At 36.2% G+C, this 21,317-nt stretch carries 21 protein-coding genes and 1 pseudogene; 15 read left to right on the top strand and 7 right to left on the bottom strand.

What is annotated here, in order from left to right:
• Positions 1-7: 7 nt before the first annotated feature.
• On the top strand, positions 8-913 hold the full coding sequence (locus tag AC6CHV_RS10420; protein ID WP_498078841.1) for an ATP-binding protein: 906 nt from the start codon (positions 8-10) through the stop codon (positions 911-913).
• A 112-nt stretch (positions 914-1,025) separates the two neighbouring features.
• Here AC6CHV_RS10420 and AC6CHV_RS10415 read toward each other — a convergent pair whose 3' ends face one another.
• Positions 1,026-1,946 (bottom strand): WYL domain-containing protein, encoded by a 921-nt coding sequence (locus tag AC6CHV_RS10415; protein ID WP_498078840.1) that lies wholly within the window; start codon positions 1,944-1,946, stop codon positions 1,026-1,028.
• Positions 1,947-2,030: 84 nt separating this feature from the next.
• Between AC6CHV_RS10415 and AC6CHV_RS10410 the strand changes: the two genes are divergently transcribed.
• Complete coding sequence (locus AC6CHV_RS10410; protein WP_498078839.1) at positions 2,031-2,507, top strand: effector binding domain-containing protein; 477 nt, start codon at positions 2,031-2,033, stop codon at positions 2,505-2,507.
• A 287-nt stretch (positions 2,508-2,794) separates the two neighbouring features.
• Here the strand turns inward: AC6CHV_RS10410 and AC6CHV_RS10405 are convergent, their stop codons facing one another.
• A complete protein-coding gene (locus tag AC6CHV_RS10405; RefSeq protein ID WP_341330008.1) occupies positions 2,795-3,283 on the bottom strand; it encodes an SRPBCC domain-containing protein in 489 nt (162 codons plus the stop codon).
• 937 nt (positions 3,284-4,220) lie between these two features.
• Between AC6CHV_RS10405 and AC6CHV_RS10400 the strand changes: the two genes are divergently transcribed.
• Positions 4,221-4,619, top strand: coding sequence for a response regulator (locus AC6CHV_RS10400; protein ID WP_440272602.1), 399 nt, complete (start codon positions 4,221-4,223; stop codon positions 4,617-4,619).
• 288 nt (positions 4,620-4,907) lie between these two features.
• Positions 4,908-5,645: a tRNA pseudouridine(38-40) synthase TruA gene (truA, locus tag AC6CHV_RS10395; RefSeq protein WP_440272601.1), complete on the top strand. Its 738-nt coding sequence runs from the start codon at positions 4,908-4,910 to the stop codon at positions 5,643-5,645.
• Between the two features lie 156 nt (positions 5,646-5,801).
• Here truA and AC6CHV_RS10390 read toward each other — a convergent pair whose 3' ends face one another.
• The 4 genes from AC6CHV_RS10390 to AC6CHV_RS10375 are packed head-to-tail and all read right to left on the bottom strand — an operon-like array spanning position 5,802 to position 9,680.
• On the bottom strand, positions 5,802-6,593 hold the full coding sequence (locus tag AC6CHV_RS10390; protein ID WP_498078838.1) for an ATP-binding cassette domain-containing protein: 792 nt from the start codon (positions 6,591-6,593) through the stop codon (positions 5,802-5,804).
• A complete protein-coding gene (locus AC6CHV_RS10385; protein ID WP_498078837.1) occupies positions 6,593-7,624 on the bottom strand; it encodes an iron chelate uptake ABC transporter family permease subunit in 1,032 nt (343 codons plus the stop codon). Before AC6CHV_RS10385 ends, AC6CHV_RS10390 begins: the two co-directional genes overlap by 1 nt.
• Positions 7,624-8,637, bottom strand: coding sequence for an iron chelate uptake ABC transporter family permease subunit (locus tag AC6CHV_RS10380; protein WP_498078836.1), 1,014 nt, complete (start codon positions 8,635-8,637; stop codon positions 7,624-7,626). The genes AC6CHV_RS10385 and AC6CHV_RS10380 overlap by 1 nt, the downstream gene beginning before the upstream one ends.
• A gap of 23 nt (positions 8,638-8,660) precedes the next feature.
• Positions 8,661-9,680, bottom strand: coding sequence for an ABC transporter substrate-binding protein (locus AC6CHV_RS10375; protein WP_498078835.1), 1,020 nt, complete (start codon positions 9,678-9,680; stop codon positions 8,661-8,663).
• 222 nt (positions 9,681-9,902) lie between these two features.
• On the opposite strand from AC6CHV_RS10375, the gene AC6CHV_RS10370 reads away from it, so the two are divergent.
• The 8 genes and pseudogenes from AC6CHV_RS10370 to speG all read left to right on the top strand — a co-directional run bounded on the left by AC6CHV_RS10370 (position 9,903) and on the right by speG (position 17,039).
• The gene (locus tag AC6CHV_RS10370; RefSeq protein WP_121446986.1) at positions 9,903-10,928 is read left to right on the top strand and encodes an NAD(P)/FAD-dependent oxidoreductase; all 1,026 of its coding nucleotides are present in this window, start codon (positions 9,903-9,905) and stop codon (positions 10,926-10,928) included.
• 321 nt (positions 10,929-11,249) lie between these two features.
• Complete coding sequence (locus AC6CHV_RS10365; RefSeq protein WP_440272598.1) at positions 11,250-11,561, top strand: hypothetical protein; 312 nt, start codon at positions 11,250-11,252, stop codon at positions 11,559-11,561.
• 915 nt (positions 11,562-12,476) lie between these two features.
• Positions 12,477-12,712 (top strand): annotated as a pseudogene (locus AC6CHV_RS10360) (ATP-binding protein); the annotation flags it as partial.
• A gap of 101 nt (positions 12,713-12,813) precedes the next feature.
• The gene (locus AC6CHV_RS10355) at positions 12,814-13,191 is read left to right on the top strand and encodes a RidA family protein (RefSeq protein ID WP_341330016.1); all 378 of its coding nucleotides are present in this window, start codon (positions 12,814-12,816) and stop codon (positions 13,189-13,191) included.
• A gap of 401 nt (positions 13,192-13,592) precedes the next feature.
• Positions 13,593-14,495: a Gfo/Idh/MocA family protein gene (locus AC6CHV_RS10350; RefSeq protein WP_440272660.1), complete on the top strand. Its 903-nt coding sequence runs from the start codon at positions 13,593-13,595 to the stop codon at positions 14,493-14,495.
• Between the two features lie 34 nt (positions 14,496-14,529).
• Positions 14,530-15,030, top strand: a complete 501-nt coding sequence (locus AC6CHV_RS10345) for a YehS family protein (protein ID WP_440272597.1) — start codon at positions 14,530-14,532, stop codon at positions 15,028-15,030.
• A gap of 356 nt (positions 15,031-15,386) precedes the next feature.
• A complete protein-coding gene (locus AC6CHV_RS10340) occupies positions 15,387-16,241 on the top strand; it encodes a malate synthase (protein ID WP_121446982.1) in 855 nt (284 codons plus the stop codon).
• Positions 16,242-16,523: 282 nt separating this feature from the next.
• Complete coding sequence (gene speG / locus AC6CHV_RS10335) at positions 16,524-17,039, top strand: spermidine N1-acetyltransferase (RefSeq protein WP_121446981.1); 516 nt, start codon at positions 16,524-16,526, stop codon at positions 17,037-17,039.
• Between the two features lie 139 nt (positions 17,040-17,178).
• On the opposite strand, the gene ymaG is transcribed toward speG, so the two are convergent.
• Positions 17,179-17,496: an inner spore coat protein YmaG gene (gene ymaG / locus AC6CHV_RS10330; protein WP_246006420.1), complete on the bottom strand. Its 318-nt coding sequence runs from the start codon at positions 17,494-17,496 to the stop codon at positions 17,179-17,181.
• Positions 17,497-17,742: 246 nt separating this feature from the next.
• Here ymaG and AC6CHV_RS10325 point away from each other — a divergent pair, with 246 nt between their 5' ends.
• From AC6CHV_RS10325 to AC6CHV_RS10315, 3 genes are all read left to right on the top strand, one after another.
• Positions 17,743-18,906, top strand: a complete 1,164-nt coding sequence (locus AC6CHV_RS10325) for an ankyrin repeat domain-containing protein (protein WP_498078834.1) — start codon at positions 17,743-17,745, stop codon at positions 18,904-18,906.
• Positions 18,907-18,933: 27 nt separating this feature from the next.
• Entirely contained in the window at positions 18,934-20,199 is a 1,266-nt protein-coding gene (locus tag AC6CHV_RS10320) for an amidohydrolase (RefSeq protein ID WP_498078833.1), read from the top strand.
• A gap of 77 nt (positions 20,200-20,276) precedes the next feature.
• The gene (locus AC6CHV_RS10315) at positions 20,277-21,035 is read left to right on the top strand and encodes a helix-turn-helix domain-containing protein (RefSeq protein ID WP_121446978.1); all 759 of its coding nucleotides are present in this window, start codon (positions 20,277-20,279) and stop codon (positions 21,033-21,035) included.
• Positions 21,036-21,317: the final 282 nt, after the last annotated feature.

Here is a 21,317-nt window from a genome sequence, read left to right as displayed (position 1 = left end):
AAAGCGGGTGAGAATCATCGTCTATATCGCAGTCACTTCAATAGTCATAACTGTATTTGTTCTCACTCGTTATTATTTGTTAAAAAAGGAAATAAAACGAGCTAAAAAGCAATTGCACGAGTTAAATAATAATCGAACTGAAAAGAAAATTGACCTTGCTTTTTTTGATAAGGATATTGAAAAGCTTGTGAAAGAAATAAACAATCAAATTGATGTAACCAAAAAAGCAAACGCAGAAAAGCGACGGAAAGAGAATGAATTAAAGCTAGCGATCGCTAACATTTCGCATGATATTCGTACACCCATGACATCAATTCTAGGGTATATTCAATTTTTAGAATCAGAAGAATTATCAATAGAGAAAAAAACAGAGTATACGAAGGTAGTAAAAAGTGGTGCGTTAAGATTAAAGGCCTTACTAGAGGATTTTTTTGAATTATCCATCATAGAGTCTGCCGATTATCCATTAAAGCCTGAAAAGATAACATTGAACCAATTGCTTTTAGAAGTCTTGGTCTTCTTTTATGAGCAATTCAAACAGCAAGGCATTGAGCCTATTCTTCAAATTCCAGATGAAGAGATCGATATCATAGGTGACATCTCTGCAGTGAAAAGAGTGATAGAAAACTTAGTTGTCAATGCAATTAAGCATTCAAAGGGAAATGTTACCATCCGACTTGAAAAACTTCCATCATCAGTACAACTGATCATAAGTAACACTGCTGAACAGCTAAGTGAACAAGAGATCGATTATCTATTTGACCGATTTTACAAAGCAGACAAAACGAGAACAGAAAAAAGCACAGGTTTAGGATTAGCCATTGCTAAAAGTCTAATGATTAAAATGAGTGGCACTCTCACTGCACATTTAAAAGAAAATGAGTTATTTATGATTTGTGAATGGAAAAGGTAGTTTCTATCTAAATGATTTAAATCTAAGAAAACAATTCAATTCCAAAATGAAAAATCCAATCTTTATTCAAACCAAGAATAAAGATTGGCTTTATTTTTCCCACATTTTGGATTTAAAGGTTTAGACCATATAGGTTGAGGACTTTTTGCAAATAATGACGAAATTTTTTTTCAAAAATTCCACCTTCAATAATTTGGGCATTCGTACCTAACTGTAATATAAAACGGTAGGCATTCTCATTATTAGGAAGTTGTAAGTCTGCATAGTATGTTGTTTCATCACACGGTGTAATCACCGAAATGCCAAAGCGTTCGATGATGATATCGCGAACCCGCATATTCGCTTTCAAACGTACTGGGTAAAATGGAGGGAGCTTTTCTTTTGGTATTTTGTCTATAAGAACATAATCTCGAGCATGAAATATTTCGTTAGTAATTTGTATATTCGACATGCGAGCTAATCGAAAGGTACGAAAATCCTCTCGTTCATAACTATAGCCTTGTAAATACCAGCGTTCTCCTTTAAACATCAAGTGATAGGGTTCAATTTTTCGGGAAGTGTGTGTGCCGTTGACATCGTAATAGTCGAATTTGACGATTAAATGGTCTCGGATTGCCGCTTGTAAAGACTCCGCTACCGCCTTCAATTCCTCAGTTCCTTGCCAGTTTGTAAAATGCAAGGAAAAATCCATCTTATCGTTCAATTGTTCTGTTTGCATGGCACGGATTTTCGTCATAGTCGATTTGATCTCCGGACTTTCTATCAATTGTTCGACACTATTTAAGGCACTTATTATATTTTGTAAATCTTTTGAGGTTAGTAGCTTTTTATCAACCTTATAAGTAGACATGAGCCCAATTCCGCCATCTCGTCCGGGAACAGTATATATAGGGATGTTTGCCATGCTAAGCGTTTCAACATCGCGATAAATTGTCCTTGTAGTTACCTCAAAAGTTTTAGCTAGTTCTGTTGCCGAGACTAATTCTCGCTTTAATAAGATCATAATGATACTAATTAATCGTTCGATTTTCATAACTTTCTCCAAATATATGACAGACTGCTGTCAAGGTTAGTTGATTATAGTATAGATATAAATTAAGAAAATAGGAATGATAATATGACAAATTTAACTATAAAACATATGGGTGAATTAACATTAACCGGCTATAGTACGAACATTTCACTCCCAACAATGGAGAATGTAGATGAAGTATCAAAACAAAAGTCAGCACACTTCGGGTCACTCGCAAAAAGTGGCAAATTCGGTGAATTAATGGCTGGAAGTAGAGACAAAATTGGTTATGCAGTCGGGACAACTAGCAGTGATAGCTTATCCTATTTCGCAGGAGCAAATACAACTACAGTCGCTGAAGATGCGGAACAATTGGTCCTGCCGGGTAATGATTATGTCGTGCTTACCGCAAAAGGAGGCCCAAGCCGAAATTTATTCGACCAATTAATCCGCCAATTTTTTGGAGAAATACTACCCAATCATCCGGAAATTGAGTATAAAGATACGTATGTCATTGAAATGTTATTAAACGGAAATCCAATGGATGCGGTTGTTGAATTAGCAGTTCCGGTAAAGTTGTAATCGTAGGAAAGAGAGCATCATTTAAAAAATGACAGTCTGAAGATTGTATGTTTGGGCACTATATCCATTCGAAATGCCCGCAGCTAGAATCTTTGATGATTGCTGTAAAAAATTTAGGAGAAAATTAAGTTTTTGTTTCAGATTCCCTCAAACTATGATTGAAGAGTTGATAAACATAAATGGTTTAGTGGGGATTGTACTGAATCTTTTGGTTGGACTGTTTAAGAAAAGTTTAAGTAATAAAAACACCGGTTGCCGGTGTTTTTGTTTTGGTTATATTCAACGGTTTATATTTTTGTTAAGTATTCTTCTAATTGATTAAAGGTTCCACTATATCCTGCCTGAGCCATCTCTTTTGAATCTTCGAAGGTTTTAATCTCTTCCTCAGTAGGGGATACAGGAGCCACAATCATTGTAAGTGTTGTTTTTCCAGCGTCTTCGGTAAGCGTGATGGAATTCAGAGTTTGCATAGGCCAATTTGCGTCAAATGGTGCACGTACAGTGTTTCCTTCTTCATCCGAAAAGAAACTGGTGTAAATGATTTTCTCTGGTGCAATAATTTCATTGTATAAGAATTTAACCCACATTATGTTGCCGTCGGCAGGTTTTTGGCTATAGTGAAAGACACCGCCTGAACTGAAATCTGATTTAGAAACCTCGAATGCCCATCCTTTTGGTCCCCACCAGTTCTTTAGGTGTTCTGATTCAGTTAATGCCTTAAATACTAGTTCACGCGGGGCGTTGAAAGTATGAGTAATTTTGATTTGAGTTGACATTATGTTTCCTCCATTTTTTAGTCTTCACTTTCTTTATTTTCTCTCTTTTGTAGGTCTTACAGATAACGATCCGAGTTGTCGATTTTTTCTTCCCAAATGTCACTAATTCTAAATAACTGAACTTTTAAGAAAAAAGTTATTGCTGAACAGCAATTAATAATAGAGCTTAAAAATTATGTGAAGCAGAAATATAATAAAGTTTGGGGTTTTAAGGAAATCCCTATTGATGCCTATATACCAAAATAGGAAATGTTTAATTTGGACTTTGCCTGTTTGGTTATTGTTATAATAGCCATTAAAATTGGATTTTACTACCTCAATTACTACCTTTTCCTTATTTCTATTTGGCTATTTTCGTAAACTTTGTTGCTTTTTGATCCGATTATGCAAGGGATATATTATTGTCCAATCAGTGATTGCAGTGGATGGTACGAGATCCTCAAAAATGCAAGCATTTTCTTCGTGCGGTGTAGCTTCGAGGAAGTAATTCAACGTCCTGCGGGAATAGCGAGCCAGGCGAGACCCCGCAGTGACATAGCGACTTGTCCAGTTGCAGCGGCTAGAAACTCGAGAAATTTCAACTCCTCCTTCAGAGGCAAAATACGCCTCTTTGTCGGAGTCTCCGACGCACAGGACGTGCTAGTGCCGACTCCGCCACAGGACGTGGCGCTTTAGTCGGCCAATTTTCTCGTTTCTGTGCAAGCCGCCTCCACATTTCGTTGAGGAGGCTTGCGGATCGCCCGCGGAAAGCGAGTACCAGGAGCGGAAATCACCCTACATATAAAAGCAACAATCTTTTAGAAAATAGCCTTCTATTAAAAGTATAGGAACCCTTCGAATAATAGAAATAAGAACACCTTCCTATATGAATAGGAACAACAGGTGATTCATTTTTTTTATGAATTCCGTCAAAATTAGCATATAGGTTGAAAAGGGGATGACGAGCTTGAGAAAAACTGTATTAATTGCTGACGATTCATTATTTATGAGAACTTATTTAAAAAAAATGATAGTCAAAGAGAACTATAAAGTTATCTCGGAAGCCAGCAATGGAGAAGAGGCTGTCATCCAATATAAAAAGTCCTTACCAGATATTGTTTTTATGGATATAACAATGCCTACAGTCAACGGTATTAACGCATTAATAGAAATTAAAAAATTTGATCCTAATGCAATAGTGATTATGTGTTCCTCAATGGGGCAAAAGTCAATTATTATAGATGCGATTAGAAACGGAGCGACAGATTTTATTGTAAAACCTTATTTCAATAATCTCATTCATATATTAAGGAATATCGAATATAACTGTCACTCAAATAGATTGAAAGTAAAGTAGCGTACATATACTTAAGCAAACATTCGTGATTTCTCTCCATTAGCCCTACTTCTTATGAGGTAGGGTTATTCGTTTGTTAATATAATACACTTTCGCATACTTCGAAATATAAAGATAATTATCAACATATCTACAAACACTTATTCACATATCCACAGGAATCAATAATTTTCAATGGCATTTAAATTGAATGGGAATATAATCAAACTTGAAGTTGTGAAGCTCAATGAAGTACATTATGAAGGGAATATCTAATAATAGAGAAATACATTACCTAAGGAGAAAACAATGAACAATTATAAATTAACCATTCAGTATGATGGTGGACGTTACAAAGGGTGGCAGCGACTTAGTAATAGTGACAATACGATTCAAGGGAAAATTGAGAATGTATTAACAGAGCTGGCAGGAGAAAAGATTGAAATTATTGGATCTGGAAGAACGGATGCAGGTGTACATGCTCTTGCTCAAATCGCTAATTTTAAGATGCGTAAAAATGCATCCGAAGATGAAGTTATGCAATATTTAAACAGATACCTTCCAAATGACATTAGCGTTGTAGATGTTACGTTAACCCACGATCGATTTCATGCACGCTATAATGCTAAAGATAAAACCTATTTGTATAAGATATGGAACGAGCAATATACACATCCTTTTATGAGAAAGTACAGTATGCATGTGGAGGAGAAGCTTGATATTGAAAAAATGAGAATGGCATCTCAATTCTTTCTAGGTAAGCATGACTTTACTTCCTATTCCAACGCAAAATCTAAGAAAAAGTCGATGGTGCGTGAAATATACTCACTTGAAATAAATGAAAATGAGGGCTTTATCGAAATCAAAGTGCGAGGCAATGGCTTCCTTTACAATATGGTGAGAAAAATTGTAGGAACGCTAATTGAAGTTGGATTAGGCGAAAAAGATGCGGCTGCAATACCGAGTATTCTTGAATCAAAGGAAAGAATTCAAACAGGTCGTATGGCCGAAGCTGAGGGGTTGTATTTAGAAAAAGTTGGTTTTTAAATCATCTCCTTTTTTACGGAGCTATAATTAGCACCTCATGTGTTGCCATATACACTCAAGCTACTTGCTGCATTTATATTATTTTGGGAGCCATAAAACTATAGTAAAAAAAAGTAGGATTTGAGACGACCTCAAATTCTACTTTCTTATAATTTATTATTTATGAAATCGACTTATTGGAAGGACAAGTGGTGTGTTAGAAATGGGATCATTTATGATATGGCAATCTAAATTAAAGGTTTCTTTAATCAGTTCGCTCGTGATAATGTCATTTGGCGAGCCTTCAGCAATCAGTTTCCCATTCTTTACGGTAAATAAATAATCCGCATAACGTGCTGAAAGGTTAATATCATGAAGCACCATGACAATTGTTGTCCCATACTTTTCATTTAAGTCCTTCAATAAATCTAAAATTTCTACTTGATAAGTGATATCTAAATAGGTTGTTGGCTCATCTAAAAATAAAATATCGGTTTGCTGAGCTAATGCCATCGCAATCCATACACGTTGGCGTTGTCCACCTGATAATTCATCAATATGACGATCGCTAAATTCAGCGATATTCATCATATCAAGAGCTGTTGCAACGGCTTCGTAATCCTTTTTTGACCAACTTGAAAACATCGATTGATGCGGAAATCGCCCACGGCCAACTAAATCAGCAACGGTAATACCTTCTGGAACAATAGGGGACTGAGGCAAAAGTCCAACCGTACGAGCAAGCTTTTTAGACGGAATTTCATAAATTGATTTGTTATCTAAGTACACATCGCCATCCGATGGTTTTAATAACCGAGCCATTGTTTTTAATAAGGTCGATTTTCCACAGCCATTTGAACCGATAATAATGCTAATTTTATTTTTAGGAATCGAGAGGTTTACATCCTTTAAAATGAGATTTTGGTCATAGCCAGAATGTAAGTTTTTAGTCTGTAATGTATGAGACATTAAATATTCCCCTTTCGATTCAACTTGATTAGTAAGAAAATTAAATAAGGTGCTCCAATAATCCCTGTAATAACACCAACTGGATAGTGTGTCTCAAAAGCAAATTGCCCGATTAAATCTGCTGCAAGTACCAAGATTACACCAATTAACCCTGAAGGTATAAGTGCAGAGAATCCGACTCCGACAATACGTCTGGCAATTGGGCCAGCTAAAAATGAAATAAAGGCAATCGGTCCTGTTGTTGCAGTTGCTAAGGCAATAACCAGTACAGCTGATATTAATAAAATGATACGAACTTGATTTGTTGAAACACCTAAAGATGTAGCTGCTTGTTCACCGAGCTCTAACATTTCCAAATGATTTGAAAAATAGATAAGTATCGGTGTACAAATGACTATAAGAATAAGTAAAGGCATTATAGTTTCAACTTTTGCGCCGTTTAAGCTTCCACTCAGCCATCGAAGAGCAGTCGGTAAATCATATGTTTTTGCTATTAACATTAAATAAGAGATAAAGGCATTTAACATTGCTTGAATCCCGATTCCAATTAAAATTAATCGTCCAATTGAGAAAGAAGAACTTTTCGACAAAATATATAAAACCGCAACTGTCAATAATCCACCTACAACTGAAGCAATTGAAATCATTGTGTTACTTGCATGTAGGACGACAATACAAAATACAGCTGCTGCACTTGATCCCGTTGTAATACCGATAACATTTGGATTTGCTAATGGGTTTCGCAGCATTGTTTGGAAAACATAACCCCCAACTCCAAATGCAAATCCAGCAAGGAGACCAGCTAACAAACGAGGAAAACGTAATGTTCCAACGGTAAAACTTGCCCCCTTAACATCTTCACCTAATAAAACGGCTATGACATCTTTCACTGGATAAATCGTATTTCCAAGCATGAGCATGGCACAACATAATCCAAGGGCAATTATTATTAAGATAACCATCGTCGCAATATAACGACGTTTACGTTTTGATCTTGATTGAATAATGGTTTGTAAAGTCTCATTGTTCATCATAGGCTACGCATTTTCGCTTTCATCGTAATATAAATTAAAATTGGTGCGCCAATAAAGGCTGTTAATATCCCAACCTCTACTTCTCCAGGACGAGCGATCACACGTCCTACAACATCGGATATGGTTAAAATAATCCCACCAGATAAGGCGGAAAGAGGAATGACAAAGCGCAAATCTGGCCCAATCATTAAGCGAATGACATGAGTTGCTAATAGACCAATAAATCCAATTGGTCCCGCAAAGGCTGTCGCAGCCCCACAAAGTAATACGCCAGCAAAAGCAGAGACTAAACGAATCGTCCCTGTTTTAGCACCTAATCCTGTCGCTACCTCATCCCCTAATGCCATCGCATTTAGTGCAGGTGCAGTTAAAATAGCAAGTATTATACCTACAACTAAGAAGGGTAGAAGTAATTGAATACTATCCCATGTACCAGCTCCAACGCTTCCAACTTGCCAAAAACGGAATTGATCCATAACATTTTGTCGAGGAATCATAATCGCTGTTACGAGTGATGAGAAGATAGCACTTGTTGCAGCGCCAGCTAAGACGAGTTTTAAAGGCGTAGCGCCGTTATAACCAAGAGAACCAATTGTAAACACAAAAATAGCAGTAAGAATCGCACCTGCTATAGCTAACCAGACATATTCACTTGGAGAGCTAATATTTAAAAAGGCAATGCCACTAACGACAAATAATGCAGCACCTGTATTAACTCCTAAAATACTTGGATCGGCAATCGGGTTTCGCGTGACTGATTGCATTAATGCCCCAGATACACCTAATGCAGCACCACACATAAAACTAAAAATAGTTCGTACAACACGTTGACGAACAACACTAGATTCATGATCGTTTAATTCTGGATGGAATAATCCATCCAGAATTATCGACCACCCAATTGAACGAGAGCCAAAAGCTATAGAAGCAATGATTGATAATAGTAAAAGAATGAAAAGAATAATTGTTAACTTCCCTAAATTCTTTGGCCGGAAAAATTGCTTCTCCATAGCAACATTCAACTGTTTCATGACTACTTAATATTCTTCGCTACGTCTGAGATTAAAGTTAAGTATTCATCAATTGTATATTGAATTGAAAGTGGGTTTGGGTTACCAGCAGCTGCTAATGGTGTGTTGTCTTCTATAACTACGATGTTACCAGCAGCAATTGCAGGCACTTTCCCCAAAATTGGATTTGCTTGTAAAGCAGCTAATGTATCCTTGTTACCATAAGTAATAAATAGTTCAGTGTCGTTTAATGCATCTGCATTTTCAGCACTTACTTGAATGTAGAAGCTGTCATCAGTAATTAATTCTTTAATACCTTCAGGATATTCCATACCCAAATCCGATAAGAATTCACCACGTGGGTCTGCAGGTGTATAAATATAGAAACTTGATAAGTCAGCTGTGTTAAACATACCGAATGCAGCTTTTTTGCCTTTAATACTAGAGTACTCGTTTGCTTTATCAGCAATTAACTTTTCTGTATCCGCAACTAATTTCTTACCTTCTTCTTCCATACCCATACCTTTAGCGTTTAATAATACTTGGTCGCGCCAAGGTGTTACCCATGGAGTTTCTTCATACGGAACTACTGGAGCAATTTGGCTTAAAGTATCGTACTCTTCTTCTGTAATACCTGAATATGCAGCAAGGATTACATCTGGATTACTATCAGCAATTGCTTCAAAATCTAAACCGTCAGTATCTTGATATACGGTTGGATTTTCTTCACCTAGCTCTTTTAATTTATCAGCAGTCCATGGTAATAAACCAGAATCATCTTGGATCCCGTAGTTTGCAGCAGAGAAACCTACTGGTACTATACCAAGTGCTAACACTACATCATGGTTTGCCCAGGCTACTGTTGCAACTCGTTCGGGTTTTTCCTCAATTGTTGTTTCACCAAATGCATGTTTAATGACGATTGGATACTGACTATCGCTTTCTTTATCAGTGGTTGCCTCTTCATTGGTTGTGCTTTCGTTGGCACAAGCCGCTAGAAATAAAATAAAAATAGAAGTAATAATAAATAATAGCTTCTTCATTATAATTAGCCTCACTTTGTTAATTAGTTTTTTTATTTTCCGGTTAAATGATAAAGATTTTCATTATCATTTGTATAAATTTATAATACGCTTACTTTTTTTCATATGTCAATAACTTTTCTGAGAATTATTATCAATTACAATTGACTTTCAAAACAGGATTCGTTAATCTAGTTGATAAGAGTTCTCATTTAAATTCATAAACAAAATGGAGTGTTCCAAATGGAAATATATGATGTGACGATTATAGGTGGTGGACCTGCCGGACTATATAGTGCTTTTTATAGTGGTATGCGAGACATGAAAACAAAAATTATCGAATATCATTCCTATTTAGGTGGAAAAGTAAATATCTTTTTAGAAAAAGTACTTTGGGATGTAGGTGGTCAACCACCAATTCTGGGCCATCAATTTGTGGAAAATTTAATCGCACAAGCTATGACATTTGAACCGACCATATGTTTAAGTCAAAAAGTTGACCGGATTGATAAAGAGGAAGAATATTTTATTATTTCAACAAATACAGGGGAGAAGCATTATTCAAAATCTATTATTATAGCAATTGGCGGGGGCATCTACGAGCCAATTAAGTTGGAGCTTGAAGGAGCAGAAAAGTTTGAAATGACTAACCTTCACTACACAATTAACGGCATCGAGCGCTTTAGAAATCGAGATATTTTAATATCGGGCGGAGGAAATGCGGCTATTGATTGGGCTGTTGAACTATTGCAAGTCGCAAAAAAGCTAACAATTATTTACCGTAGTGATGAATTAAAAGCACATGAATCACAAATAAAAAAATTAGTAGAGAACGGTGTAGAAATTAAATTACATACAGAAATAGTGAAGCTCATTTCAAATGAAAATAAGACGGCTATTGACCGTGTTTTATTAAAAGAAAATGATACGGAATATGAAATAACAATGGACGAAGTATTAGTCTGTCACGGTTATAATCGGGAAGTTTCACTAGAATTCTGTGATTCTATTGCACCCGTACGAAATGAATATAAGCAATTTGAAAGTGAAGGGCAATGTAAAACATCGATACCTGGGATATACGCGGTAGGCGATATTGTATCCTATACAGATAAAGTCTACTTATTAGTCGGGACCTTTAATGATGCAGTTTTAGCTGTAAATAGTGCGAAGAAATTCATTGAGCCAGATGCGGCGAGTTATGCCATGGTTTCTTCACATAATGATAAATTTAATCAGCGTAATGCAGCGATTTTAGTGAAAAAATAAGGCTCATTTCTAAAAGATTGTTGATTTCAAAAATAAATGTGTAAACCTAGTAGATTGGAGCAGGTGGCGACCCCCGCGGGGAAAGCGTCCACATGAAGCGGAACAATCATAATAAACAACAAAGTTTGCGAAAACAGCCTAAATATAAAACAGTGTAAGACATTTCTACATAAAGAGCGGTCGCGTTTTTAGAATTACTATAACGAATAGAACGAATTTCCATTAGTGGAATTCGTTCTTTTTTGTTATATAAGAGGATTAAAGATATTTTTGAAGAATTTCTATATGATGCATTTGTACTAATTTTTTATGGAGGGAACTATGGGGTCGGAATTTATTATAACGATTGTTATTATTTTTGCAGTTGTATTCTTGATAGACAAAGTATACGGAAGAATTAATATAGAAGATTATTCACCTATTTGGGAGTATTTTTTTAAAGCCCTTCTCTATGGGTTTATCGCTAGCGTTACATTATTCTACGGAAAGGAATCGCTAAGTGATGTAAATACGCTAGAATGGGCCATCATTGCAGTATCAGCAATAGAAGGAATAGGGAATTACATTAACTATGTAAAAGAATCTAAAAGGAGAAAAGAAGAAAAAAAGGAAGCCTTGAAAAGACTTAACTAAACCACTGTTTGATTTGGTGTGGTAACTTAATTTTCCTTATTTTATTTTTTATTTTGAAAAAACCAAAGCCTGTGAAATTTTACTCATGGTAAATAACACAGGCCTTTTCATTTCAAAGGAGGGTTTTGTCCCAGTCTCTTGTTATGTTAAATCAGAAGATTCCATATGTATTTAATTCCATCCCATAAAGCTAAGGCTACGAGTACAGCAACTATCCCTTTTAAAATCTCTCTCATACTATCACCTCACAATAGCCGGTTTCTATGTATTTACGAAAGGGATTCGTAAAAGTTTCAAATCTCTAAAATTCATTAAGTAGTGTCAAATCCTTCGTTGCTCAAACTCAATGTTTAATAAAAGAGAAGGGCATCCCTTTATATAGTTCCATATCAAAAACCGATTAGTGCTCCGGCAATCAATTTCGTATTTAACATGGTGAAAACTAGGTGAAGAATATTTTGATACAGAGAGGTGGGAAAATACAGGTTATGTAGATAAACAATTTATGTTTTATTAGAAGGCTCTTTTCTAAAAAATTGTTGGTTTATTGATAATAAAGTTCAAACCTAGTAGATTGGAGCGAAAGATGGCGACTCCTCGAAAATGTATTCACATTTTCTTCGTGCGTGGGTTATTTCAAAGAAGCAAATTCAATGTCCAGCGGGAAAAGCGTGAGACTTGAGAACCCGCAGGAGCAGTAGCGACGTGTCCAGTTTCAGTGGCTAGAAACTCGAGAATTTCAACTCCTCCTTAAGAGGCAAAATACGCCTCTTAGTCGGCAATTTTCTCGTTTCTGTGCAAGCCGCCTCCACATTTCGTTGAGGAGGCTCAAGCCACGCCCGCGGAAAGCGTCCACCTGAAGCGGAAAGTCAACAATAATGTATCCCATGATTTGAGAACACCTTTGACCATGGCAAAGCAGTACTGAAAGTATCAAATAGGGTAGAAAAAGCTCCTGTAGATGATGTGAAAAAATTATTTGAACTATTTTTTAGAGGAAACAAAGCAAGGAAAGATAACCAAGGTACGGGGTAGGACTTGCGATCTCAAAAAGAATCGTTGAACTTCATTATGGCAATATTTGTGCGGATTATAAGAAAGGGTGGATGACTTTAATTGTTGAACAACCGATTCATAAAAGTAGCAGGTAGAGAGGAAACCCTGTCGATTCTCTAGTTAGGGTAAGAGGAATGTAGAGAGTATGATGTTAATATCTTACAAAAAAATCTTGTTTTAAAAGGAGGAGTTTTAAATGTCAAGAAAGGCTTTTAGTGCACCAGGAGCTGTTGCTGTTGGTCCATATTCACATGCAATTGAATCAGGTGATTTACTATTTCTATCTGGACAAACCCCAGTAGACTCACAAAATGGAAAGCTTGTAGAAGGTGATATTGTTGAACAGACAACTCAATGTTTTAAAAACCTTTTCAATGTATTGGAGGCAGCAGGATTAACTCCTGACCATGTTCAAAAGGTGAATGTGTTCTTAACCAATATGGATAATTTCACAGCGATGAATGAAGTATATTCTAAACAATTTTCTGAGCCATATCCTGCACGTACAACTATAGGAGTGTCATCACTTCCTCTTGGTGCACAGGTTGAAATCGAGATGATAGCTAGAAGATAAAACTCAGGGAATTCGGACCAAAGTATAGGAATAAGCAGAAGTGAAAACTGGAGTGCAGCAGGTATCAAAATAATCAACGGATGGCTACTTGTAGAAAGACCATGAGTTCGTTAAAAGGTTTTTTAACAATTCATGGTCTTATCTATTTCAAATAAACTACTTGGATTATATGTTCCTAAGGTGAAGATCTGGAGTCGCGATATAACTACTATTGTTATTTTTATAAAGGCTAGATTTCAGTATGCTCTTACTTTCGATTAACTACTATTAGGTCTCCAGCTTTTTAAAATGGTATAATCTTGTTTATCGTTTGCGGTTTTACTATCATTATTAAAATATTCATCGGGTCTTCACTGTGACCGATGACACATAGACGAAGAGGGGGATTAATAGTGATTAAAATGGGGGTTATTGGACTTGGAGATATTGCACAAAAAGCTTATCTTCCTGTTTATAGCGGATTAAAGGAGATTGAGTTTCACTTTTACACAAGAAACCAAGAAAAGTTACGAGAAATTACCAGCCAGCATAGGTTTGAACATTTTCACTTCAGCCTCCAATCCTTGGTTGAGAGTGGGATTACGGGAGCATTCGTCCATTCAGCGACATCTTCTCATGAAGAAATCGTGAAGTTGCTTCTACAGCACGGAATCCATGTATTTGTGGACAAACCAATCACGGATAATTATGAAGGTGCTCATCGGCTTGTTGAACTAGCAGAAGCCCGAGGGGTCATTCTTATGGCTGGATTTAATCGTAGGTTTGCACCTTCGTATGTCAGTTTGAAGGAAGTATCTCACCCCAATATGGTTGTGGTCCAGAAAAATCGTCATAATCTTCCTGGAGAGCCGAGAACGTTTATTTTCGATGATTTTATTCATGTAGTGGATACGATGAGGTATTTATTTCCACACTCAATGGAAGATTTAATAGTGAACGGTCGTATGGAAAATGGTCTCTTATACCATGTAGTGATCCAATTTGTATCAAAAGGCGGCACGGCAGTCGGTATTATGAACAGGGATAATGGGACGACCGAGGAAATGGCCCAAGTTATGGGTCCGTTCGAAAAGCGAACAGTCATGAACGTATCCAACTTAGTTATTTCGAAAGGTATGGAAAACAGTGAGGTTCGTAGCAGCGATTGGGAGCCAACCTTGGTTAAAAGAGGCTTTGAGCAAATGGTAACTAATTTTATTCAAGCGGTCAGCACAAATTCGGTACCATTAATTACAGCTAGGGATGCACTGAAAACCCATGAAATTTGTGAAGAAATCCTCACAAAACTAGCGGAACAGAAGTAACTGACAGTTAAATAGAAAAAAAGGAGGTCAAATGATGGATAATAACGATATTTTAATCCGATTAAGATATGCATTGGAATTAAAAAATAAAGAAATGGCAGAGATTTTTAGACTTGGTGGCACGGAGGTATCGGTACCAGAGGTAGTAAAGATTCTCACAAAGACATACGATGAGGATGAATACGAGAATGAAGATCAAATAAAGTGTACGCACAGTATGTTAGACTCATTCTTAAATGGCCTTATTATTTACAAAAGAGGGGTGCAGGAACCTAAACCAGGACAGCCTAATCCAGCAGAACCTACTCTAAAGACAAGTGGGAACATGAATAATCTTCTTTTAAAGAAAGTCAAAATTGCACTAGCTTTGACGACTGAGGATATGCTAGATATTTTTGATAATGTAGGATTAAGGGTAACAAAAGGTGAGCTAGGGGCATTATTACGAAAAGAAGGACATAAAAACTATAAAGAATGCGGAGATAATTTCGCAAGAAACTTTTTAAAAGGGCTAACGATCAAATACAGAGGGTAGTGCCACAGCCATCATTTATTAGAGGTTCTATTATCTCGTTCCGCTTAACAACAGATGATCATATATAGGGGTTTTCCAAAAGTAATAAGACTTTTGGGAAGCCCTTTTTTATAGCTTTTTCGAATGGTTTCGGAATATAAAATTTCATTTTACCTCACGATAAAATAAGTTGTCAATAAGAAAATTTGAAAAACTTTCAAAAAAATGTTACAATAATCTTACAATTGGTTATTGATACCAATCGAAGAATAAATCAATCATTTACGTGGGATTGAAAGGAAGCTAGTTGAATAAAATGATCAATTTACTATCTAATAGTAACCGAGTTTTTTTATTCTACAAGGAGGACTAGAATAATGAATCTAATTAATAAGAAAGTTACACACAATCGTTTTGGCCTGGGTAGTATAGTTGAGCATAATGAATCTAGTATTGAAATCCATTTTGAATCTGAAAATAAAAAGTTTGTTTTCCCCGATGTATTTGAAAAGCATCTAAAACTGCATGATAAAAATATTGCCAATTCACTAGAAAAAATAATACAAAAAAAGGCAATGGAACGAAAAGAGGAAGAACGGAAGAAGGAAGAGGAAAGAGCACGACAAAGAAAAAAAATGGAACTTCGCTTGGAATATGAAAAACTTATGAAAAATCATAAACTTCATCCACAATCACAAATGGTCTTTTGGTGTGACACAGAAGAACAGCATCAATCTTTATCAGAATGGAAGGTTTTTTCAGGTGAAATAAAGAGTGGTACAAATAAAGGGAAGCCAAATAAACCTATCCGTCTGCACCAAAATAGTGCTGTCTTGTTAACAGAAATAGATTCCAGCATGCCTGAAAAAGATAGACGTATCTTAGGTGTTTATATGGTGAAGGAAGGTTTTATCGGTAAGCTTTGTGAAGATGGATATATTCCGGCTCATTCAACTTACAGACTCCAACTCACAGAACAGGAGTCAGAACAGATGCTTTTCTGGAAATATTACGTGAATGAAAAGCACCCTCATAAAATGACATGGAATACAGGGAAATACCGTTATTTTGATAACTTATGGATGGCTCAAATTTTGCTTGATATTGTTTCGTTGAAAAGTGATCCAAAGGAAAGAGAGCTAGCCCAACAATTCTTTGAACATTTTTGTAAAATGAACCAGATCTCAGAGCAAGAGATACAAGAGCCTAATGGCGCTTTAATGCGTAATTAGTCGTTTGTCCTATACCCCACCCGCGATTAATGCCAAGTTATCGTGTAGCTTTTGCGTGGTTGGAGCTCACATAATAGAAAAGCAGTTGATATAGAAACTCTATACCATCTGCTTTTTTTGTAGTGCCTTTTTGTGTCTAGCAAAATAGATTCCAGCAGCAAAATAGGGGAATGCCTTTTAGCGTGAGCACCGAATTTTTTAGAAAAAATGGTCAAAAAGTGGGAGAAAAGGAAAGACTTTATTTTAAGAGGATTGAATGAAGGTTTCGGAGGATGAATAGTAATGAGTGATGTAAAATTAAGGCCTTTAGAACGAGTTGATTTAGGATTTGTCCATAAATTAAATATAAATGCAAACATCATGTCCTATTGGTTTGAGGAGCCATATGAGTCTTTTGTTGAATTGCAGGATTTATATGATAAGCATATTCATGATCAGGGTGAAAGAAGATTTATTGTACAAAAAGGCGATGAAATGGTGGGACTAGTTGAATTAGTAGAAATTGATTATATTCATCGTAGGGTTGAATTCCAAATTATTATTGATCCCAACCATCAAGGGCATGGATATGCGAAGTCTGCAACCTATCTCGCAATGGACTACGCGTTTTCTGTATTGAATATGTATAAATTATACTTAATCGTGGACAAAACCAATGAAAAAGCGATTCACATTTATCAAAAACTTGGATTTCAATTTGAAGGAGAATTAATTGATGAGTTTTTTGTTGACGGTGAATATCATAATGCAATAAGAATGTGTATGTTTCAACATCAATATTTTAATAGGGGTTCTTGAGAGTCCTATTGCGGTGCTAGGAAGAATTAATTAAGAAGTTGGAAAACGCAGTTCTTATACAGGAAAATACAAATCAGTTCAAGGAAAAACGGAGTGCTACTAAATGGGCACTCCGTTTTTTCTATTTTATTTGTACGTTTTAGTAAGGATAGTACGGGTAGTATGGTGGATACGGCGGATAATAATAAGGGTATGGTGGGTAATAACCAAATCCCGGGCCTGGAGTCAATAGTGCACCAGTTGCTAAGCCGCCTAAAAAGCCTAATCCAAAGCCTGGTCTACCGAACCCAAAACCAGGTCTGCCGAATCCAAAGCCTGGTCTACCAAAACCAGGTCTACCAAAACCAAAGCCTGGTCTGCCGAATCCAAATCCGGGGCGTATTCGTTGATCATTGACATCAATTATTTCCTGATAAAATGGTTCTTGTAAAGCGTTATATGGATAACCGTTATTCAAAGCAAATCCCTCCTGTTTATTTATTTCACTAAAGGATATGCTAAAGTAGCCTATTTGGGTTGGGCATATGCCTCATATTCATCCAATAAATAAATTGTTTAAGTATTCACCACTATCTGTTATTGACTGAACACCTGAATGTGATAAAATCTAGAGGATTTTAAGAATTGGAAGAATTGATCCTACGTGCATGAGAAAAATGAATGATATTAAAGTAATCAAGTAAGCTATTGAGGGAGTTAATATATGCAAACACAAACCTTACATAAAAACCTTATTCGTGCAAGTGAAAATGGATCATTGGAAAATGTAGAGCGCTTCCTGCAAAAAGGAGCGAGCATTCATTATAAAGATAAAAATGGCAGAACCGCTTTAATGGCGGCTACACAAAAAAATCATGTTTCAATTGTTCAAATGTTAGTAGAAGCAGGGAGTGATGTGAATACAAGGGACATTAATCAGTTAACTCCATTTATTTGCGCGGGTGCAAACGGATTTCACGAAGTATTAAGCATAATGCTGAAATACGGAGCTGACCTGAAAAGTGTAAATCGATTCGGTGGTACAGCTTTACTGCCTTCAAGTGAAAAAGGGTACCTGAAAACCGTTCAAATTTGCCTGGAAGCTGGTGTCCCGGTAAATCATGTGAATGATTTAGGATGGACGGCCTTATTAGAAGCTGTCATTTTAGGAAACGGTGGCCGTCTGTATTCTGATATTATTCAAATTCTTGTTGAAGCGGGGGCGGATGTTAACCTCCCTGATAGAGATGGTAAGTCCGCACTTCAACATGCAAAAGACCTAAATCAATCAAAGGTTGTTAACATCTTAAACAAAGATTATAAAGTGCGAAATGAAGGCATCGAAAAGGCAATATCATTCTATAAAAATGATAGGTACTTTGAGGCAATCACTACAATAGACTATGAACTTGAAAGTGATAGTGAAAACATAGATTTATATTTTTATAAAGGGTATTTTTTACAAGAAGCAAAGAGGTATGAAGAAGCTTTGGTTCAGTTTGAGATAGCCATAGCTAAAGATCCGAGCGACTTAGACTTTTATTTCTATACAGCTAATTGTAAGCGGTTGATGAAAAGATCAGAAGAAGCACTTGCTGAATATGATAAAGCTTGTGAACTCAATCCACATGCAACCTTTTACCGATACCATAAATCGAATTATTTGAGAGAACTGAGCAGACATGAGGAAGCTGTCAACGAGATGGACAAGCTTTTAGCTCTCCAACCACATCGGTACGATTTCTCATTTCATAAGGCTAACAGCCTAAGGTCATTAGGAAGACACGAAGAAGCACTTGCTGCAATTGAGAATGCAATCAAACTTGATCCGACTAATCCTTTATACCAATTGCACAAAGAACAGTCTCTCGAATTACTAGAAAAATAATAGATGAACAAAAAGGAGAATGCACGAATGGAAGCTAGAAATACGGTCAAAGAAGAGCTACATAAAAAGAACTCCTATATGCTATTGAATGTTCGATTAGAAAGTGGATATAAGTATGAAGATGGACAAGTTGTCGCCACTGAAACAGAATTACGAAATATCGAAATTGAAAACGGTATTATTACGAAAATACAAGATGCTCATCTACCATATAGAAGAGAAATAGATTGCTATGATGCGATGGGAATGCTTCTCCTCCCGGCATTTAAGGAAATGCATATCCATTTAGATAAAACCTACTATGGGGGGCCTTGGAGGTCTGGGGCAAATCGAAAAAGTATTTTTGACATGATTGAATTAGAGGAGGAAATACTGCCAAAGCTACTGCCAACGGCACAAGAGCGTGCTGAAAAATTAGTTGAGTTAATCCTAAGCTACGGTTCAACGTATGTTCGAAGTCATTGTAATATTGATCAAACTGTTGGGCTAAAAAACCTCGAAAAATTAAAGGCTGCCTTAGAGAATTATTCAGATAAAATTTCACATGAGATCGTAGCTTTTCCTCAACATGGATTGCTTCGTTCCAATGTAGATGGGTTATTACGAGAGGCAATGGAGCTTGGCGTAACACATGTAGGAGGTCTTGATCCAACCGTTGTTGATGGAAACATGGAGAAGTCCCTTGAAACAATGGTACAAATCGCTGTGGACTATAACAAAGGCATTGATATGCATCTTCATGAGGGTGGGGAAACAGGGATTAAAGCGATAAATAGATTGGCTGATTTAACCGAAGAGGCTGGACTAGAGGGAAAAGTAACAATTAGCCATGCATTCTCACTAGCTTCATTGTCGGAGGAATCAGGAATCGAGCTTGCAAACCGCCTAGCCTCATTAGGTATTTCAATTGCCTCAACTGTTCCGATCGGTAAAATGATTATGCCGATTTCACTACTTCAAAAGCATGGAGTAGAAGTTCTTCTCGGGAATGACAGTATCACAGACCATTGGTCACCGTTTGGGATTGGAGATATTCTTCAGAAAGCACATCTTGCAGCACAATTATATGGTTGGAGCAATGAATATAACTTATCACGCGCTTTATCACTAGCAACTAGAGGCATTACACCTTTAGATAAAGAGGGAAATCAAATCTGGCCAAAGGTTGGAGATGAAGCTACTGCTGTCCTCGTAGCTTCCAGCTGTTCAGCAGAAGCTGTAGCAAGGTTACCGAAGCGTACTGCTGTTCTGCATAAAGGTGTATTTTCTTCAGGCTATTTAGAAAAAAAGTAATTTTACACAATGGAGTGTTCTAGCAACTTTGATCTTAAAGAAGGCAACTAGCCCATTTGTAGTGAGGGGATGGGAAAATGAAAAGGGAAGACCCAGAAAATCAAATAAACAATGATTTAGATAAGAATAAAACAAAGCATGAAATTATTGAATCAGGACACAAATATCGGGAAGAATTATTACAATCCATTCGAAAAGGAGAACAGGAATCTGTTGTCCGATCCATAAGTGAATTTAATGAGTTTCTAAGTGAAGAAACTGACACTCTAGATATTTTTAAAAGAGTTCCAAGGAATAAATTACGTGCATTTAAAAACATATTATTATCGCATAATACGCTCTACAGCTATTCGGCAGAAAAAGGTGGCTTGAGCGCATGGCAATGCCATTACCTTTCTGAAAAATACGCAATTATGATTGAGAATGCCAAGTCTACACCTGAACTAGAAGAGATTCATAAAAAAATGCTAGAGGAGTACTCTGACCCTTCCATTCGTTTTGTCGAATTTGAAAAGGCATCAATTGCCGAAAAAGCTGAGCATTTTATAAAGATGAACTTCTCAGAGGATATATCAATAGAGGACATATCGCGAAAGTTACATGTACATTCTTCCCACTTAATGCGTGCTTTCAAAAAAGAAAAAGGGATGACAATAAGTCATTATCGAAATTTGGTAAGGATTAAGGAAGCAAAGGAATTATTAATCAATTCTAATCTTACATTGATAGAAATCACCTTTATTGTAGGTTTTAAAAATCAACAATACTTTTCTCGCGTTTTTAAAGAGGAAGTAGGCGTAACCCCAAAAGAGTATAAACAAAAAAATAGTAAGTGAAGCCCTTTTATCATTTGAAAAGTTTGATAAAAGGCTTTTTTTATTTAATGCAATGATAGTGTAAAAGGATGCAATATTATTGCAAAAGTAATTCGGAATTTTGAGTTAAAATTCTAATATATTAATATTTTAAACGCTTTCATTAATATGAAGGAGGATGAAGTAAGTTTAGTATATAGATAATAGTTAAAACTATTGGTTTGTATAGTAAACAAATATAATGAGATATCATCATAAGTTGAAAATCTGGATAATTAAAGCCTTACTCTTCTCAAGTTAAGT

This window comes from Ferdinandcohnia sp. GQ5, from assembly GCF_059759275.1.
This window is presented reverse-complemented; position numbering and strand designations above follow the sequence as displayed.

Coding starts and splice junctions, on each gene's coding strand:
- speG (WP_121446981.1), top strand. CDS start 16,524: ATGAGTGATGTAAAATTAAGGCCTTTAGAACGAGTTGATTTAGGATTT.
- AC6CHV_RS10315 (WP_121446978.1), top strand. CDS start 20,277: ATGAAAAGGGAAGACCCAGAAAATCAAATAAACAATGATTTAGATAAG.
- AC6CHV_RS10390 (WP_498078838.1), bottom strand. CDS start 6,593: ATGTCTCATACATTACAGACTAAAAACTTACATTCTGGCTATGACCAA.
- AC6CHV_RS10385 (WP_498078837.1), bottom strand. CDS start 7,624: ATGAACAATGAGACTTTACAAACCATTATTCAATCAAGATCAAAACGT.
- AC6CHV_RS10325 (WP_498078834.1), top strand. CDS start 17,743: ATGCAAACACAAACCTTACATAAAAACCTTATTCGTGCAAGTGAAAAT.
- AC6CHV_RS10375 (WP_498078835.1), bottom strand. CDS start 9,680: ATGAAGAAGCTATTATTTATTATTACTTCTATTTTTATTTTATTTCTA.
- AC6CHV_RS10345 (WP_440272597.1), top strand. CDS start 14,530: ATGGATAATAACGATATTTTAATCCGATTAAGATATGCATTGGAATTA.
- AC6CHV_RS10355 (WP_341330016.1), top strand. CDS start 12,814: ATGTCAAGAAAGGCTTTTAGTGCACCAGGAGCTGTTGCTGTTGGTCCA.
- AC6CHV_RS10370 (WP_121446986.1), top strand. CDS start 9,903: ATGGAAATATATGATGTGACGATTATAGGTGGTGGACCTGCCGGACTA.
- AC6CHV_RS10380 (WP_498078836.1), bottom strand. CDS start 8,637: ATGGAGAAGCAATTTTTCCGGCCAAAGAATTTAGGGAAGTTAACAATT.
- AC6CHV_RS10405 (WP_341330008.1), bottom strand. CDS start 3,283: ATGTCAACTCAAATCAAAATTACTCATACTTTCAACGCCCCGCGTGAA.
- AC6CHV_RS10410 (WP_498078839.1), top strand. CDS start 2,031: ATGACAAATTTAACTATAAAACATATGGGTGAATTAACATTAACCGGC.
- AC6CHV_RS10365 (WP_440272598.1), top strand. CDS start 11,250: ATGGGGTCGGAATTTATTATAACGATTGTTATTATTTTTGCAGTTGTA.
- AC6CHV_RS10350 (WP_440272660.1), top strand. CDS start 13,593: ATGGGGGTTATTGGACTTGGAGATATTGCACAAAAAGCTTATCTTCCT.
- AC6CHV_RS10415 (WP_498078840.1), bottom strand. CDS start 1,946: ATGAAAATCGAACGATTAATTAGTATCATTATGATCTTATTAAAGCGA.
- truA (WP_440272601.1), top strand. CDS start 4,908: ATGAACAATTATAAATTAACCATTCAGTATGATGGTGGACGTTACAAA.
- AC6CHV_RS10340 (WP_121446982.1), top strand. CDS start 15,387: ATGAATCTAATTAATAAGAAAGTTACACACAATCGTTTTGGCCTGGGT.
- AC6CHV_RS10400 (WP_440272602.1), top strand. CDS start 4,221: ATGACGAGCTTGAGAAAAACTGTATTAATTGCTGACGATTCATTATTT.
- AC6CHV_RS10320 (WP_498078833.1), top strand. CDS start 18,934: ATGGAAGCTAGAAATACGGTCAAAGAAGAGCTACATAAAAAGAACTCC.